The sequence below is a fragment of the Hyphomicrobium sp. CS1GBMeth3 genome (assembly GCF_900117455.1).
Taxonomy (GTDB): Bacteria; Pseudomonadota; Alphaproteobacteria; order Rhizobiales; family Hyphomicrobiaceae; genus Hyphomicrobium_C.
Genome location: NZ_FPHO01000003.1, coordinates 1433130 through 1447533, shown reverse-complemented (window position 1 = coordinate 1447533; position 14404 = coordinate 1433130). Strand labels below are relative to the sequence as shown.

General features: G+C 61.3%; 12 protein-coding genes and 2 pseudogenes. 9 read left to right on the top strand and 5 right to left on the bottom strand.

The window, feature by feature from the left end; genetic code table 11:
- The 3 genes and pseudogenes from CS1GBM3_RS14090 to ureA form a co-directional block, all read right to left on the bottom strand.
- Window positions 1–270 (bottom strand): hypothetical protein, encoded by a 270-nt coding sequence (locus CS1GBM3_RS14090; protein ID WP_072396062.1) that lies wholly within the window; start codon window positions 268–270, stop codon window positions 1–3.
- 28 nt (window positions 271–298) lie between these two features.
- A pseudogene (locus CS1GBM3_RS19975) lies at window positions 299–559 on the bottom strand (SDR family oxidoreductase); the annotation flags it as partial.
- A 9-nt stretch (window positions 560–568) separates the two neighbouring features.
- A pseudogene (gene ureA / locus CS1GBM3_RS19970) lies at window positions 569–841 on the bottom strand (urease subunit gamma); the annotation flags it as partial.
- 470 nt (window positions 842–1311) lie between these two features.
- Here ureA and CS1GBM3_RS14080 point away from each other — a divergent pair.
- The 7 genes from CS1GBM3_RS14080 to CS1GBM3_RS14050 all read left to right on the top strand — a co-directional run bounded on the left by CS1GBM3_RS14080 (window position 1312) and on the right by CS1GBM3_RS14050 (window position 11323).
- Window positions 1312–2409, top strand: a complete 1098-nt coding sequence (locus CS1GBM3_RS14080; protein WP_072396060.1) for a porin — start codon at window positions 1312–1314, stop codon at window positions 2407–2409.
- A 408-nt stretch (window positions 2410–2817) separates the two neighbouring features.
- A complete protein-coding gene (locus CS1GBM3_RS14075; protein ID WP_171946499.1) occupies window positions 2818–3525 on the top strand; it encodes a helix-turn-helix transcriptional regulator in 708 nt (235 codons plus the stop codon).
- A 222-nt stretch (window positions 3526–3747) separates the two neighbouring features.
- Window positions 3748–4296, top strand: coding sequence for a MotA/TolQ/ExbB proton channel family protein (locus CS1GBM3_RS14070; protein ID WP_072396056.1), 549 nt, complete (start codon window positions 3748–3750; stop codon window positions 4294–4296).
- Window positions 4293–4658, top strand: a complete 366-nt coding sequence (locus CS1GBM3_RS14065; RefSeq protein ID WP_072396055.1) for a DUF2149 domain-containing protein — start codon at window positions 4293–4295, stop codon at window positions 4656–4658. Before CS1GBM3_RS14070 ends, CS1GBM3_RS14065 begins: the two co-directional genes overlap by 4 nt.
- Window positions 4658–8611: a cobaltochelatase subunit CobN gene (locus tag CS1GBM3_RS14060; RefSeq protein WP_072396054.1), complete on the top strand. Its 3954-nt coding sequence runs from the start codon at window positions 4658–4660 to the stop codon at window positions 8609–8611. Before CS1GBM3_RS14065 ends, CS1GBM3_RS14060 begins: the two co-directional genes overlap by 1 nt.
- Before the next feature lie 18 nt (window positions 8612–8629).
- Window positions 8630–10666: a TonB-dependent receptor plug domain-containing protein gene (locus tag CS1GBM3_RS14055; protein ID WP_083567585.1), complete on the top strand. Its 2037-nt coding sequence runs from the start codon at window positions 8630–8632 to the stop codon at window positions 10664–10666.
- Between the two features lie 60 nt (window positions 10667–10726).
- On the top strand, window positions 10727–11323 hold the full coding sequence (locus tag CS1GBM3_RS14050) for a HupE/UreJ family protein (RefSeq protein ID WP_072396052.1): 597 nt from the start codon (window positions 10727–10729) through the stop codon (window positions 11321–11323).
- A 499-nt stretch (window positions 11324–11822) separates the two neighbouring features.
- Here the strand turns inward: CS1GBM3_RS14050 and CS1GBM3_RS14045 are convergent, their stop codons facing one another.
- Window positions 11823–12365, bottom strand: a complete 543-nt coding sequence (locus CS1GBM3_RS14045) for a GNAT family N-acetyltransferase (RefSeq protein WP_171946498.1) — start codon at window positions 12363–12365, stop codon at window positions 11823–11825.
- Window positions 12366–12501: 136 nt separating this feature from the next.
- Here CS1GBM3_RS14045 and CS1GBM3_RS19830 point away from each other — a divergent pair, with 136 nt between their 5' ends.
- Both CS1GBM3_RS19830 and ppk2 read left to right on the top strand, forming a co-directional pair.
- Window positions 12502–12657, top strand: coding sequence for a hypothetical protein (locus CS1GBM3_RS19830; protein WP_171946497.1), 156 nt, complete (start codon window positions 12502–12504; stop codon window positions 12655–12657).
- Window positions 12658–12697: 40 nt separating this feature from the next.
- On the top strand, window positions 12698–13546 hold the full coding sequence (gene ppk2 / locus CS1GBM3_RS14040; protein ID WP_072396049.1) for a polyphosphate kinase 2: 849 nt from the start codon (window positions 12698–12700) through the stop codon (window positions 13544–13546).
- 25 nt (window positions 13547–13571) lie between these two features.
- On the opposite strand, the gene CS1GBM3_RS14035 is transcribed toward ppk2, so the two are convergent.
- Window positions 13572–14402 (bottom strand): 3-hydroxybutyrate dehydrogenase, encoded by an 831-nt coding sequence (locus tag CS1GBM3_RS14035; protein WP_072396048.1) that lies wholly within the window; start codon window positions 14400–14402, stop codon window positions 13572–13574.
- Between the last annotated feature and the right edge of the window lie 2 nt (window positions 14403–14404).

The following is a 14404-nucleotide window of genomic DNA, read 5'->3' as shown; positions in this document are numbered from 1 at the left end:
TCAGCCTTTCGCCAGCAGCCAGAGAACCGCCACGGCGGCAGTGGCCGGCACCATGAAGACCACGAGCAAGATCAGCAGCTCCTGCTCCACGGTGTAGCCGGCCTTCACGACACCGACCCACATATTCACCAGCGCCACCAGAAGCCAGACCGAGAGGAACGCCTTGGTGGCGAGCGCGATGCCGCTCGCGTCGCCACCCCATAATTTGCCGAACAGGGCAAACACGCCGAGCAACAGCAGGCCACCGGCAATCACCTGGGCCATATGCATGGGCTTTTCTCCGGCCGATCGGGGGGCACTACTTCGTGGTGTAACCGCCGTTGACGAGGATCGTCTGGCCGGTCATCCACCAGCCGTCCGAGACAAGGAACCGGATCCAGGGGACGATGTCCTCGATGTGGGTAAGGCCGGTTGGCGTCGACGGCGAGAGCGCGGCGGCGGTCTTGTGGTAGGCGACGGCGTCTGCGCCTTCGGCCGGGTAGAAGAACGGCGTGTCCATGGGGCCGGGGCCGATCGCGGTGACCGAGATCCCGCGCGCGCCGAACTCCTTCGAAGCGGCCGTGACGAGCTTGGTCCCGTCGGGGAACATGGCTTCCACCTGCAGCATGTTGAGCATCTCGGGAACACCTTCCATCACGTGCTCACGCTTCAGGATCGTCGCGCCGTACTCCATCATGTCGGTCAGCATCGGAATGCTCCCCTCGCGGGCGCGCTCGAGAATCTCATCGCTGATCAGTGCGACGGCCTCCGGGTAGTTGAGCCGCACGCCGTTCTCGAGACGCCTACGGGACATTTCCGCTGCGGCCCAGATTTGGATGCGCTCTTCCTCTCGTAACGTCATATGCATCGTGGATTGTCCTTCGTCGGGCCTTGCATCAGTGCGCCCGGCAAATTCGTCCCCGCTTGGGGCCAAAGCTCGCCGGTCGCGAGAATTACCTAATCGAGCGATCGCTCGCACATACCCCGTGTGCACACGACCTAGCCATTTCGAGCATACGAGCGCGCGCCAGCATGGGTCATCTACCCAAACAGGGAGATTGTCCGGCCCAGATCCGAACGCTCTCATGAGCGGATTCGATGCCGGAATTGCTCACGCACGCGCCGTCAGACGCACACGCAGAGAAACAAACGGCACTCCGTCAGCGAAGCGCAGACCGAAAGCTGGCTGCGCGCGAACGCAACCGTTCGCAAGGTCCTTGGGAGGGACACGAGGATGGAATTGGGGGCACACCCGCGGTTCGCGGTGTGTCGGTGGGGGCCGGAAGCGACGGAGATCCGCGGCTTTTCGGCATGAACACGAGGGAACTACATATGACGACGCGTACAGGGCGGTTTACCGCCGCATGCCTAATCGCTGCAGTCTCGACAGGGGCTGTAGCCGCAAACGCAGGTGAAACTTGGAAATTCGGCGAGGACGCATCGCTGACGGTTGGTGCGGGCATCCGCGTCATCTATCGCGATGTCGACGGCGTGGACGATGCCGATGTCGAAAGCGTGCGCCTCTACACGGGCGGGCAGCTGACAAAGGTTATCGGCTTCACCTTCAATGCCGACGTTGGCCGCGATGCCGAAGGCGACATCGACAGCCTCCGCGCTTACGACGCCATCGCGCGCTTCGAGTTCAACGACTACTTCAACGTGTGGGCCGGACGCATGGTTCTGCCCGTCGATCGGGCGAACCTTGCCGGTCAATATTACATGGGCAATTGGGACTTCCCGCTCGTCAACAATTTCCCTTCGTACGTTGCCGGCCGTGACAACGGCGTTGCGATCTGGGGCCAGACGGGCGGCGGCAAGTTCAAATATCAGGTTGGTGCATTCCAGGGATGCAGCGACGACGCGCCTTGCTCCACCGGATCAAATCGCGACGACAATCCGCTCTTTGCCGGCCGACTGAGCTACGCGTTCTGGGATCCCGAGCCCGGCTACTATCCGGCAACCGACTACTACGGGCAGAAAGAGATCCTGTCGATCGGCCTTTCGACCGCATTTCAGGAAGATGCCACGGGCACCACGACTGATCGTGGCGATTACAAAAGCTTCGCCATCGACGGTCTAATGCAGAAGAAGATCGCGACGGGTGGCGTCGTAACGCTCGAAGGGTCCTATTATTACTACGACACCGACGACAAGGTTACGCCGCTCGTCAGCGGCAGCGGCTACTATGTGCTCGCCAGCTACCTCTTTCCCGAGAAGATCGGCATCGGGCAATTCCAGCCGGTGGCGCAGTTCCAAAGCCTGGATCGGGACGATGGCGGTCTCGACGTGACCAAATGGGAGGTCGGGACCAACTACATCATCAAAGGGCACGACGCACGTTTGTCCGCGATCTACTCTCAAACGGACTACGAAGGCGACGGTCAGGGAGCAATCGACGGCTACCTGCTCGGGCTCCAGCTTCAGTACTGATCAAGCATCGTCGTGATCGAGACAAGGCTCCTTTGCGGACTGCGTTTCCGTAAAGGAGCCTTTCTCATTTCGTCCGATCGCGCGTCGCGATGACGCGCCGCGCGTCCACGTATCGGCGTCGGATTGCCACCGCAGGCAGCACGTTGCCCAATATTGGTGCCGATCGACTGGTTGACAGCGGTTAAGCGAAAGAGAAAAACTATTCCCACCGACAGGCAATGAACATCACCACAAGTGAACACGGGGGCTACAGGGAAAGTCGGCAAGCGGAAGGATCGCGGCGTCGAAGGCGGGCTTTCTCATAGTGCGAGTGTCGGGGCAAATAACTGCGCTCGCACGAACTTGGCACTTTGAACGAGGGGCTAGGTTATGTGCACGACAGCGTACGACGCGGAAATCCGGGATCGTGTGAGCAAAAGCGAGAACTTCGGCGAGTCGCTGGATGTCCTCGCCGATATTGTCGGCCGAATTGGTTTCACCCAAGCTCTCTACGGTTACATTCCCAGCATGCCGCGCCAGCGCGACGGAACCTGGGCGCCCCTGAAACTGAATGTTCGAAATTTCCCCGCCGGCTGGGAACAGGGCTGGCGGCAGTTCATGGCTGTCGATCCCTATTATCGGGCCTGCTTTTCGGGAACCGATCCGATCGACTGGATCGACGTGCAACATAGCGACGAGATCTCACCAGCGCAGAACAAGGCTTTTGAGTTTCTCGGTGATTATGGGTTATCGCGCGGTATCACAATTCCGGTTCATCTGCCGTTTGGCCGCTTTGCCGTCATGAGCGCGATCGCCGACAGGTCGTGTAAGAACTGGCATGTGCTGCGTACCGGTGCACGAGAGCCCTTGTTCCGCGTGATGCACGCCTTCACGAGAGCGATCTTCCAGCGCGGTTTCGAAACACAGATCGAAGTGGCCGATCGCGTGATGCTGACACGCCGCGAGGTGGAGTGCATGCGTTGGGCTGCTCTCGGGAAAACCTCCGCAGAAATCGCGATCATTCTCGACCGCTCTCCCGAAACGATCCGATTGCACATCAAAAACTCGATCGCCAAGCTGAATGCCACAAACCGCGTACAAGCCGTCGCAAATGCCGTGGACCGTGGATTGATCTAGTCCGACCGCATTTGCACCGAGGGACCATCGACGGGACGGTTGGCGGAAATGAAACGGCCGTACGCCTCGCTCGCCAAGGAGCGAGACATCCAATCCAATTGCCCTCCCAAAAAGGGTTATTGTTGCGGGCGCCTCAGAGGCGTTTCCTGTGCGCGGTTCAATAGAACAAGTCCCGGAATACGGGGCTTTTCGTAAAAGAAACAAACACTCGCACAGGTTGAAATGTTGGACCAACTGGCGCTTGCGATTTTCTCATTCACGTCGGTGCTCATCTGGCCGATCGCGCTGCTGTTGCTGTTTGCCGTAGGGCACAGCGCATTCCTCGCCGGAGACGCCTTCGTCGAGCGCATTCAACGACGCGGACAAGCAGCAGCGCTGAAGACCGTCACGACAATTCCGGCGCCGATGGCGAACCGTCAGGGTATGCGGGAATGGCTCGTTCAGCGCGGGGCCGATCCAACCGCATCGTCGTGGCTCGTCCTCGACAGGACCGAGGCGGCGCTCGCAAAGCGTGTCGATCGCTCCCGTCTTTGGGTCCGCATTGCGCCAGCGCTCGGCCTCATGGGAACGCTGGTTCCGCTTGGTCCGGCTCTGGTCGCGCTCGCCAACAACGATCTTGCAACGCTGTCGAACCACCTGGTGCTCGCATTCGGCACCACCGTTCTGGGCTTGCTGGCCGCCGGGCTGTCGTGGGTCGTCATGACCGCGCAGGACCGCTGGTACCGCTTGGATCTCGCGGAGCTTCGCCATGCGCTGGAGAGCGCGGAATGAGACGGTCTCCGGCCGGATTGGGGCTGCTTACGCGCAGGGGCGACGATGACATCGTCTCGGCGGTCGCCAACCTGTTCGATGTCGGCATCGTGCTCGCCTTGGGTTTCATGGTTGCGCTGATCAGCGCACTCAACCTGCTCGACGTTTTCGCGCCGGATCAAAAGGTCACCATCACGAAAGAGCGGGCCGACGGCCTCGAGATCACGATCCGCGAGGGGCGCAAGACCACCATCCGCCGATTGAGCAAGACCGTCGGAAGCGGCGACGGCGCCCGCGTCGGCGTCGCGTATCGCCTTGAAGACGGAAGCATTGTCTATGTCCCCGAGGGCAATGATGAGCCTTCCGGTCAAGAGGCACAGTGATGCGTCTGGTCGGGGGACTGTTGTTTGTTGTTCTCATTGCTGGTGGATTGCTGGCAGCGACGCAATTTGGCGCAGCCCCGCAGGATGCACGCTTCACTGTTCTCTTCATCGCAACGGATCCGACAGTCGAGAAGATCAACCGCGGGCTCGATCGCCTTCTGCTCAGCAATCCTGATCTCGGGCGGCGCTTTAACGTCGTCGTGCGCGCTCCATCCAATACGCTCCGCGACTCCGAGCTTCCCCAGCACAATGTCCTTTTCGTCGAGTTGATGGACACGCAGTGGGTGGCATCGCAGGCCGATAGGATCGAGACATCCGAAGCGGGCCTGCGGCTCGGCATACAAGAATCCAGCTATCGCGGATCGTCCGACGAATTCGCGCGCCTGCGTTTGCGTACGGATGAGATCGTGGATGCCTATTGGGCGAACTCTGCACCCGGAGAGGTCGCCAACATGTTCCAGTTCATCGCGCATCGCTACCTCGGCGAGAAAAACATTCTTCCCGATCCGCCGCGCCCCGTTCTCGCGCACGGCGTTGTGGAGATCGAGCGCGATGGAAATATTCGCTTCCACGCGGAATTTCCGAACGCCATGATTGACTCTGACCGGCCCCGCGTGGCGATCCTCGAGTATGCGGCACGCGCGCGCGCGGAGTCGCTCGGGCTTGCAAGCGCAATCGCTAACGCGGTTCGCGAGCGGCATCTCGAGCCCGTGATCGTGTTCGCGGAGCGCGCGGTGCCTGCGGTGAACACGCTGCTGCGAGATGCCGACGGCGCACCCCGCGTCGATGCCGTGATCTCTCTGCATCACAAATTCCACGAGGAGGAGAACGCGGACACCCTGCGCGCGCTCGGCGTGCCCGTGTTGAACGCCATCCGTGTTTTCGGACGCACGGTCGATGAGTGGCGTCAATCGAAGCAAGGGCTGAGTTCCAGCGAGGTCGCCTGGCAAATTGCAGCGCCGGAGCTGGCGGGTCTCTCGCCGCCAAACGTTGTCGGCGCGATCGACAATAAGAACAGCAGCGTTGCTACAACGGCCATTCCCGAGCGCATCGCGCGGATTGCGGACCGGGCCGCCAAGCTCGTAGCGCTACGCGCGCGCGCGCGCGCCGATCGGCATGTCGCGGTCCTCTATTGGAACTACCCGCCGGGAAAGCAGAATATCGGCGCGAGCTATCTCAACGTGGTCCGCTCAATCCCGCAGATGCTGCGGCGCCTCGCGAAAGAGGGATACGCGCTCGGCAATCTCGACACGCAAACCGATGAAGAGCTGGAGCGGCGCATCCGAACGAACGGCCTGAACATTGGCCGCTTCGCTCCGGGAGACCTCGATCGCCTTATCGCGCGCGGCGACATCGTAAGCCTGCCCGTCGAAACCTATCAGAGATGGTTCGATACATTTCCCAAGACGTTCCGAGAGACCGTCCTCGCCCACTGGGGGCCACCGACCGCCTCAACCATCATGACGCGCCGGGTAGCGGGCGAATTGCATTTCGTCATTCCCGCACTGCGGTTCGGACATGTGGTCGTCATGCCGCAACCCGATCGCGCGCGCATGCAGGATCTGGAAGCGCTCTACCAGTCGCAGGAATTGCCGCCTCACCACCAATACATCGCCGCCTATCTCTGGCTGCAGCGTCAGTTCAACGCGGACGTCGTAGTACATACCGGCACCCACGGCACGCATGAATGGATGGCGGGCAAGGAATCCGGGCTCGCCGGTGACGATGCCGGCGAGGTTCTGTCCGGCGATATGCATATCGTCTATCCCTATATCGTCGATGACGTCGGCGAAGGCATCGTCGCGAAACGGCGCGGGGCGGCGACGATCGTCGATCACCTGACGCCCGCACTCGGCGGCAATCAGCTTGCGCCAGAGCTTCAACAGCTGGCCAATCTCGTTGGTGAATGGCGCGCCGCGGGCGCGACCTCCCCCGAGCGTGCTTCCGACCTCGCATCGGAGATCGAGACAGCTGTTGCAGATCGTGGATTGGCGATCGATCTGGCCGATCGTGGCTGGGGCGACATCCACGACAGCAACCGCAATGATCGCTTTGCGACGCTCGAAGACTATCTCGCTCAAATCGCGCACCAGACGATCCCGCTCGGCCTGCATACCTTCGGAGCAACGCCCGAACCCGATAGGCTGCCCCGCTTCGTCAATAAGATCGCGGAAGCAAACGGTGAGGCATCGCGGGAGATCGCGCTGCAGCGCCTGTCGCAAACCGGCGCCTCCGAATACGCGGGCCTGCTTGCCGGTGTCAGCGGGCAGTATGTTCCGGTAGGGCCGGGAAACGACCCGGTAAGAAATCTCGACGCCATTCCGACGGGAAAAAACTTCGCGAGCTTCGATCCTCGCGAAGTGCCAATGGCGGCAGCCGATGCGGTGGGCCGGAAACTCGCGGAAGAGCTGATCGAAAAACATCTCGCAGACCATGGCGCTGCACCCAAGAAAGTCGCCCTGCAGCTCTGGGGCGTCGAGCTTTTGCGTCATCAGGGCGTGCAAGAGGCACAGGGGCTCGCGCTGCTCGGTGTGCGGCCGCAGCGTGATGCACGCGGGCGGGTCACCTCACTTGAGCTTATCCCGCGTTCGGACCTCGGCCGCCCGCGGATCGACGTCGTCTTTCATGCGACCAGCCTCTACCGAGACACGTTCCCCGGAATGGTCGAACTCCTGGACCGCGCGGTGGCGCTTGCAGCCTCCTCTCCCGAGGAGGACAACCCGATCAAGCGCAACGCAGCGGCCCTCAAGCAGACGCTCATCGAAGCCGGATTTTCCGAGACCGTCGCGACGCAGCGAAGCCTGATCCGGATATTTGCCGAACCGACCGGTGAGCACGATTCCAAACTTCACGCGATGACCCATGCCAGCGGGAGCTGGGACAACGAGAGCCAGGTCGCCGACACCTACATCCGCCGCATGGGGCACGGCTACGGCGGCGGCATCTGGGGCGAAAGCGCGGAAGACGAGTTCCGCGCCGCCCTCAAAGACACCGACCTGATCCTGCATTCACGCGCGTCCAATCTCTACGCCACCCTCGATAACGACGACTATTTCTCGTACGGGGGATCGATTGCGCTCGGTGTTCGGCGTGCAAACGGCGGCGGTGCGAGCCCGGCGTTCTATGTCTCCGACCTGCGCAAATCCGGCGCGGAGAAGCACGAGCCTCTTCAGCGTTTTCTCGGCCAGGAGCTGCGCGCGCGCTATCTCAATCCGGAATACGGAAGCGAGATGATGCGCGAGGGCTACGCTGGCGCGCGCCACGTGTGGCAGGCGGTCGATTACCTGTGGGGCTGGCAGGTCGTTTATCCCGAGGTTGTCGATGCCGCCAAGTGGGAGGAGATGCACGCGGTCTGGATCGAGGACCGCAACGAGCTCGGCCTCGAGGCATTCTTCGAGCAGCACAATCCGTACGCGCGGCAGGGCATTGCGGCCAGGATGCTCGAGGTCGTGCGCAAGGGCTATTGGCAGCCGTCCGAGGCTACGACGCGATCCCTCCTCAAGACCTATATCGAAAGCGTCATCCGTCACGGTCCATCGTGCGAGCATCTGAGCTGTGACAATCCGGAGCTTCAGCGCTTTGCGGAGCAGACTGCCGCGCACCTCGGTGTCGTTACCCCGCAGCAACGGGATCAATTCCTGACGTCTATCGAGACGGCAACAACGACATCAATCGAGGTCGCGCTTTCTCAGCGCGCAGCAGACAAAACGCGCTGGCATCGCCAACCGCAAACACCGGATCGTGTTGCCCGCGATGTCGCATCTACCGAGGGAGATACGCGGCCGGTAACGGGCTTCGAGCTCGAAGAGGAGGTCGTCGCAGAGGCAGAGACCGCGCCGGCCCATACCCATCTCGAGGATCGACAGCGGCACGCATTCGCCATCCTGAGCGTCGCCTCGATGCTCGCTTGTCTGTTGCTTGGTGTGTTGTCTCGGCCGGCTCAGTCCGTGTGAGGCGTTGGGGGAGACGGTATGAGATTTCTACGGGGTCCGATCAGACGAGTTGGCGAGGTCGTCTCGCTCTCGTCCACATGCGCAGCGCTTCTGCTCAGCTGCTCGTGGAGTGGATACGTGCATGCGCAGGATGTCGCGCTTGAGGAGGAGTCATACGAGCTTGAGCCTCTTGTCGTGACCGCAGATCCGAACACGGCAAAAAAGAAAAAGCCGAGCGCAACGCTCACGCCGGAAATCACGGTCGTTACGGCAACACGCACCGAGGAGAGCATCGAAACACTTGGCTCCTCGGTCAGCGTCTTGGGACGCGCCGAAATCGAGGCGAGCGGAGAGCGGACCGTTATCGGCATTCTCAATCGCGTGCCGGGCGTCTACGCAACGCAGATCGGGGGGGTCGGCGCCAACAGCAGCGTTCGCATCCGCGGCGCCGACAGCGACCAGACGTTGGTGCTGATCGACGGAATGCGCGTCAACGACCCGAGCAGCCCAGGTGGCGATTTCGACTTTGCATCCCTGGCCCTGACGGACGTCGAACGCATCGAGGTGCTCAAGGGGCCGCAAAGCGCCGTGTGGGGCGGCGACGCCATCGGTGGCGTCATCAACATCGTGACGCGGAAGGGCGACGGCCCGCCGACGGCGCGTGCGTCCGTTGAAGGCGGCAGCTATGGGACCTACAAGGTCGGGGCCGGCCTCAGCGGCGGCACGGAGCGCGGACACTACGCCATATCCGGCACGTTCCTGCAGACGGATGGGTTCTCCCGCAACAAGCTCGGCTCTGAAAAGGATGGCGCGGAGATCTTCACCTTCTCCGGTCGCGGCGGATATCGCGTTGCGCCGAACTATCAGGTGAACTTCGCTGCTCATGTATCCAACTTGGACGCCGATACCGATCCGAGCTTGTCGAGCGCCAGCGGCGACGGACCGGGCACCTCGGAACGCTTCCTGTTCTCAGGCCAGATCGACAATATCGTCACCACGATGGGGGGACGGCTCGAGCATAAGGTCTCGCTTTCCTCGCTGTACGGCGATCGGGAGGCAACCAATCCGCGGAACGCTATGCCGACGACCTACTACAGGGCGGAAAGCTACGGCCTGGAGTATCAGGGCACATTTCGCGCAACCGATGCGCTGACGCTGACGTTCGGCAGCCGCTACCAGCAGGATCAGGCGAGCAACGAGGTGGGAGGCAGCGGCCTCGCCCCCATCTCGCAGTTCGACGATTCCATCGAGAACCTCTCGGGCTACGCGCAGGCGGCTTGGACCCCCGTAGACAATCTCAATCTATCGCTCGCGGGTCGAAGCGACGATTTCGGAATGGGCGGCGTGCACAATACCTGGCGCGCAACCGGCTCCTACCTGTTCGAAGCCACATCAACGCGATTTCACGCGAGCTACGGCACCGGCGCCAAACCGCCAACTATGTACCAAGCCTTCTTCAACGGGGCCGACCCGATTTTCGGAGGCACTCTCGTCGGAAATCCCGATCTCGATGTTGAAACGAGTCAGGGTTACGACGTCGGTGTCGAGCAATCGTTCTTCGATCAAAAGCTCAAATTCGACGTCACCTATTTCAAGCAGGATATCGAGAACCTGATCATCTATCAGAACGTCATTTTCGGCGTTCTGTCGACCTACGAGAACGTCGACAACGTGGCTTCCGAAGGCGTCGAGGTATCCGCAGCCGCTCAACTGTTGGACTGGGTGAGCGTCACCGGCGCCTACACCTATATGGGCGCTCAAGACCAAGCCGACGGAAACGATTTGGCGCGCACGCCGCGGAACGTGGCGTCTCTCGGGCTGCAGGTCACGCCGATCGATCGGCTCTCGCTCGGAGCGGAAGTGATGTACGTCGGCCGCCAGTTCAACCTCTCGCGAGAGCGGGACGAACTCGACGCGTTCACGCGTGTGAATCTCAACGGAACATGGCAGCTTGACGAAACCACTCAGGTCTTCGGCAGGATCGATAATCTCTTCGACGTCGACTACGAGACCGTAAGAAACGCCGGAGAGGCTGGCCGCTCTGGTTATCTCGGCGTGCGTATGAGCTTGAACTGAGACCGTCATCACATGCCGAACCAATCGTCCCTTTCAGATCCACAAAACGGAGGACTATCTATGAAACACGTGCTCTCTCGCGGTGCTCTCATCGCTTTGGCGATGCTGCCGACAGCGGCCTGGGCCCATCCGGGCCTGCATGGTGAAACGAGCTTCATGAGCGGGTTCCTGCACCCGCTCACGGGCATCGACCACATGCTGGCCATGGTGGCCGTCGGCCTCCTCGCAGCCTGTCTCGGCGGCCGATCGCTTTGGGCGGTGCCGGCAAGCTTCATCCTTGCCATGGTGATCGGCGGAGCCCTCTCCGTTGCGGGAGTCCATATTCCGGTCGTGGAGGGCGGCATCGCCGCCTCCGTCATCGTCCTCGGTGTGCTGGTCGCGATCCAAGCCAAGATTTCGGTCGCGTTTGCGGCGGCGCTTGTTGCTTTGTTCGGACTTTTTCACGGCGCCGCTCACGGCACCGAGATGCCTGTCGACGCGTCCCTGTTCGGCTATACGGCCGGGTTCGTCGTCGCGACTGCAATTTTGCATGCACTGGGCATCGCCATCGCGTTCGTCGCGGCCGCCCTGTCGGAGCGGCATTCCCAGAACGTTGCTCGCCTCGGCGGCGGTGCCGTTGCAATCGCCGGCATCGTCCTGACGGGTGCAAGCCTCTGAAGGCGAGTGGCGAGAACCGGGAGGCGGGACCCACACCCTTGCCTCCCGGCCTTCTTTGTGAACGCTCCGGGGTCGCCGATTAGATTCGGGTCGCATCCATAGCGTCCAACCAATTACCGGCGCCTGAAATATTAGAGAGAGAGCGATTCCGCTTACCGCTGGTGGCGCAACCAAGGGGGACGCTCTCCACCAATGGCATGCATACAATGCCCGGGCATGTTCGACGTTTCGATATCCCTCTTCACGCTGGTTACTGCGACCTTTTTCAGCGCAGGCGTCGTCAAGGGCGTCACAGGCATGGGCTGCCGACGGTTGCGATGCCCTGCTCGGAGCCCCCTTTTCGTCGCTCGCGGCGGCACGCCTTTTGATGGTTCCGTCATTCGTCACCGACGTCTGGCAACTGTTGGCAGGTCCGAGCTTCGGGGGGGCTTACTGCGCCTATGCTTTTTGAGCAGGGCAGGCCAGGAAACTTGGCATGCGGCCGCTGTCGGCAGAACAGCTAGTGGGGTGAGGCTAGTGAAAGGGTGACGTATACGACGTCGCCGTCAATCTCGGCGGTCATCGGCAAACCGCTGCGGCGAAAGACGGCAAGCATAGCCGCGTTCTGCGGCAGAACATACGCCTCGAAGCGTGCCAGACCTCGCTCGCGCCCGATCCGTACGAGATGTTTCAGGAGAAGAGAGGCATCGCCGCGTCCCCGCCACTCCTTACTGCAGATAAAGGCCAGTTCCGCACTTTTGTCGGCGTCGGACTCTCCTCCGACGGCATAGCGACCGCCGCCAATCAGGGCGTCCCTGCTTTCAGGTGGCCCTATGACCACGAGCGCGACGACGCGGTCGAAATCGACGTCCGTGATTGCGTGCAAATCCTGCTCCGACAAGTTCTTCTTGTACGTCAAGAACCGTGTGTAGACGGACTCGCGGTCAAGATCCTCGAACGCGGAAATAACCGCGGACCGGTCGTCCGCGCGAATCGCGCGAACGGTCACCGGCGTGCCGTCCGTAAGTGTATCGGAGGAAAGGTAGTTTCTCGCATCAATCACGGCACCACCTCTGGAGGGCCGCGCGGCAGGTCCGGAAGCCGCCATTTACTATATCATCCGATGGCGTACGTGTTTGCTTTTTTGATATAGTCCATTCTGTTGGTTTCCAAGGCTGGACAGCGTCGCGGAGGCTCGAATGCCTCTTATCGAGACCGAACTGGATTGTGCGGTCGGCAGCATCAGCCTCAAACCCGCCACGAGGTGCAACGCACTGTCGAATCTGGTCGAAGCGATCATCACGACGCTGAAGCGCTTTGCACGCGTAGTGCTACCGAAATTTTCCGGCCACTGAGTTCAGGAAGCGGGACAGCCCGCCGGGCAGGGAGGTTTGCATGGGAGACCGACGGTCGACACGAAAAAGCGAGAACGAGACCAAGAAGCAAAAGTCCCGCGACGACGAGCGAAACAGCGACGCCAAGCTGAAGCGCACGGCCTTTGAGAAGGAGCTCAAACGCCTGCATGGAGAGCTCGTTAAGCTGCAGGAGTGGGTTCGGCATGAAGGCCGCAAGGTCTGCATCGTCTTCGAGGGACGTGACGGCGCCGGCAAGGGCGGCACGATCAAAGCCATAACGGCACGCGTCAGTCCGCGTATTTTCCGCGTCATTGCGCTACCCGCGCCCACCGAGCGCGAGAAGTCGCAGATGTACATTCAGCGCTACATCCCCCACCTGCCAGCGGCCGGTGAGATCGTGATCTTCGACCGCAGCTGGTACAATCGCGCGGGCGTGGAGCGTGTGATGGGCTTCTGCTCCGAGGAGCAAACAAGGCGATTTCTAGATGTCGTGCCCGATGTCGAAAAGGCTATCACGGAGTCGGGAGTCATTCTGCTCAAGTACTGGCTTGAGGTCGGCCCAGAGGAGCAGACGCGGCGGCTCGAGGCCCGCATCGACGATCCTCGCAAGATCTGGAAGTTGTCGCCTATGGATTTGAAGTCGTATACGCGGTGGGACGACTATTCGAAGGCACGGGACGAAATGTTCCGCGCGTCGGACACGGCATGGGCGCCGTGGTACGTCGCAAAGTCCGACGACAAACGGAAAGCCCGCCTCAACATCATCGAGCACATCCTTAGCAAGATTCCGTACAAGAGTGTGCCGCGCGAGGAGGTGAAGCTCCCGAAGCGGAAAGCATCGTCAAGCGCATCCGGGCACCCGGTGAAAGAGGTGCCAGAGCTGCACTGACGATCGACGCTGTCGCCGTTCGAGTCTATTGAGCCGTCCAACCGCCTTCGATCGGGATCGCTGCGCCCGTGATCTGCGCGCCTGAGTCGCTGCAGAGGAATACGGCGAGTGCACCAATCTGATCGGCCGTAACAAACTGGTGGGTCGGTTGGGCGTGGAGCAGAACGTCGCGCACGACCTCTTCTTCCGAGATGCCCCGCGCCTTGGCAGTCTCAGGAATCTGCTTCTCGACCAACGGTGTCAGCACATAGCCCGGGCATATGGCGTTCACCGTTATGCCGTGCTCGGCCGTCTCGAGGGCTACGGCCTTGGTCAAGCCGAGGATCCCGTGCTTCGATGCCACATAGGCCGACTTGAACGGTGACGCGACGAGCGCATGTGCTGAAGCAATATTTATGATGCGGCCCCACTTGCGCTTCTTCATCCCCGGGACGACGGCACGCATGGCGTGGAAGGCTGCCGACAGGTTGATGGCGATGATCGCGTCCCATTTATCTGCGGGAAACGTTTCGATGGGCGCGACGTGCTGGATGCCCGCATTATTGACGAGGATGTCCACCTCCCCGAACGCGCTTCGCGCATGCTCCACCATCGCTGAGATCTCGTCGGCCCTGGACATGTCCGCGCCAGAGTAGGCCGTGTTGACACCGAAATCCTTCTCGATTGCCATACGGTGGCGCTTAATGTGGGTCTGCTCGCCGAGCCCATTGATAAGTACGTTCATGCCCTGCGCGGCGAAAGCCCGTGCGATTGCGAGACCGATACCGCTCGTCGAGCCGGTGACGATTGCCGATTTTCCTTTCAGTGTTGGCTTAGGTGTTGCTTCGATTTTTGCGGCTGCGCTTCCATGTCTCATCA

Bases quoted from the DNA above. Each gene is read 5' to 3' on its own strand.
- CS1GBM3_RS14090 (WP_072396062.1), bottom strand. From the start codon at position 270: ATGCATATGGCCCAGGTGATTGCCGGTGGCCTGCTGTTGCTCGGCGTG.
- CS1GBM3_RS14080 (WP_072396060.1), top strand. From the start codon at position 1,312: ATGACGACGCGTACAGGGCGGTTTACCGCCGCATGCCTAATCGCTGCA.
- CS1GBM3_RS14070 (WP_072396056.1), top strand. From the start codon at position 3,748: ATGTTGGACCAACTGGCGCTTGCGATTTTCTCATTCACGTCGGTGCTC.
- CS1GBM3_RS14065 (WP_072396055.1), top strand. From the start codon at position 4,293: ATGAGACGGTCTCCGGCCGGATTGGGGCTGCTTACGCGCAGGGGCGAC.
- CS1GBM3_RS14060 (WP_072396054.1), top strand. From the start codon at position 4,658: ATGCGTCTGGTCGGGGGACTGTTGTTTGTTGTTCTCATTGCTGGTGGA.
- CS1GBM3_RS14055 (WP_083567585.1), top strand. From the start codon at position 8,630: ATGAGATTTCTACGGGGTCCGATCAGACGAGTTGGCGAGGTCGTCTCG.
- CS1GBM3_RS14050 (WP_072396052.1), top strand. From the start codon at position 10,727: ATGAAACACGTGCTCTCTCGCGGTGCTCTCATCGCTTTGGCGATGCTG.
- CS1GBM3_RS19830 (WP_171946497.1), top strand. From the start codon at position 12,502: ATGCCTCTTATCGAGACCGAACTGGATTGTGCGGTCGGCAGCATCAGC.
- ppk2 (WP_072396049.1), top strand. From the start codon at position 12,698: ATGGGAGACCGACGGTCGACACGAAAAAGCGAGAACGAGACCAAGAAG.
- CS1GBM3_RS14035 (WP_072396048.1), bottom strand. From the start codon at position 14,402: ATGAGACATGGAAGCGCAGCCGCAAAAATCGAAGCAACACCTAAGCCA.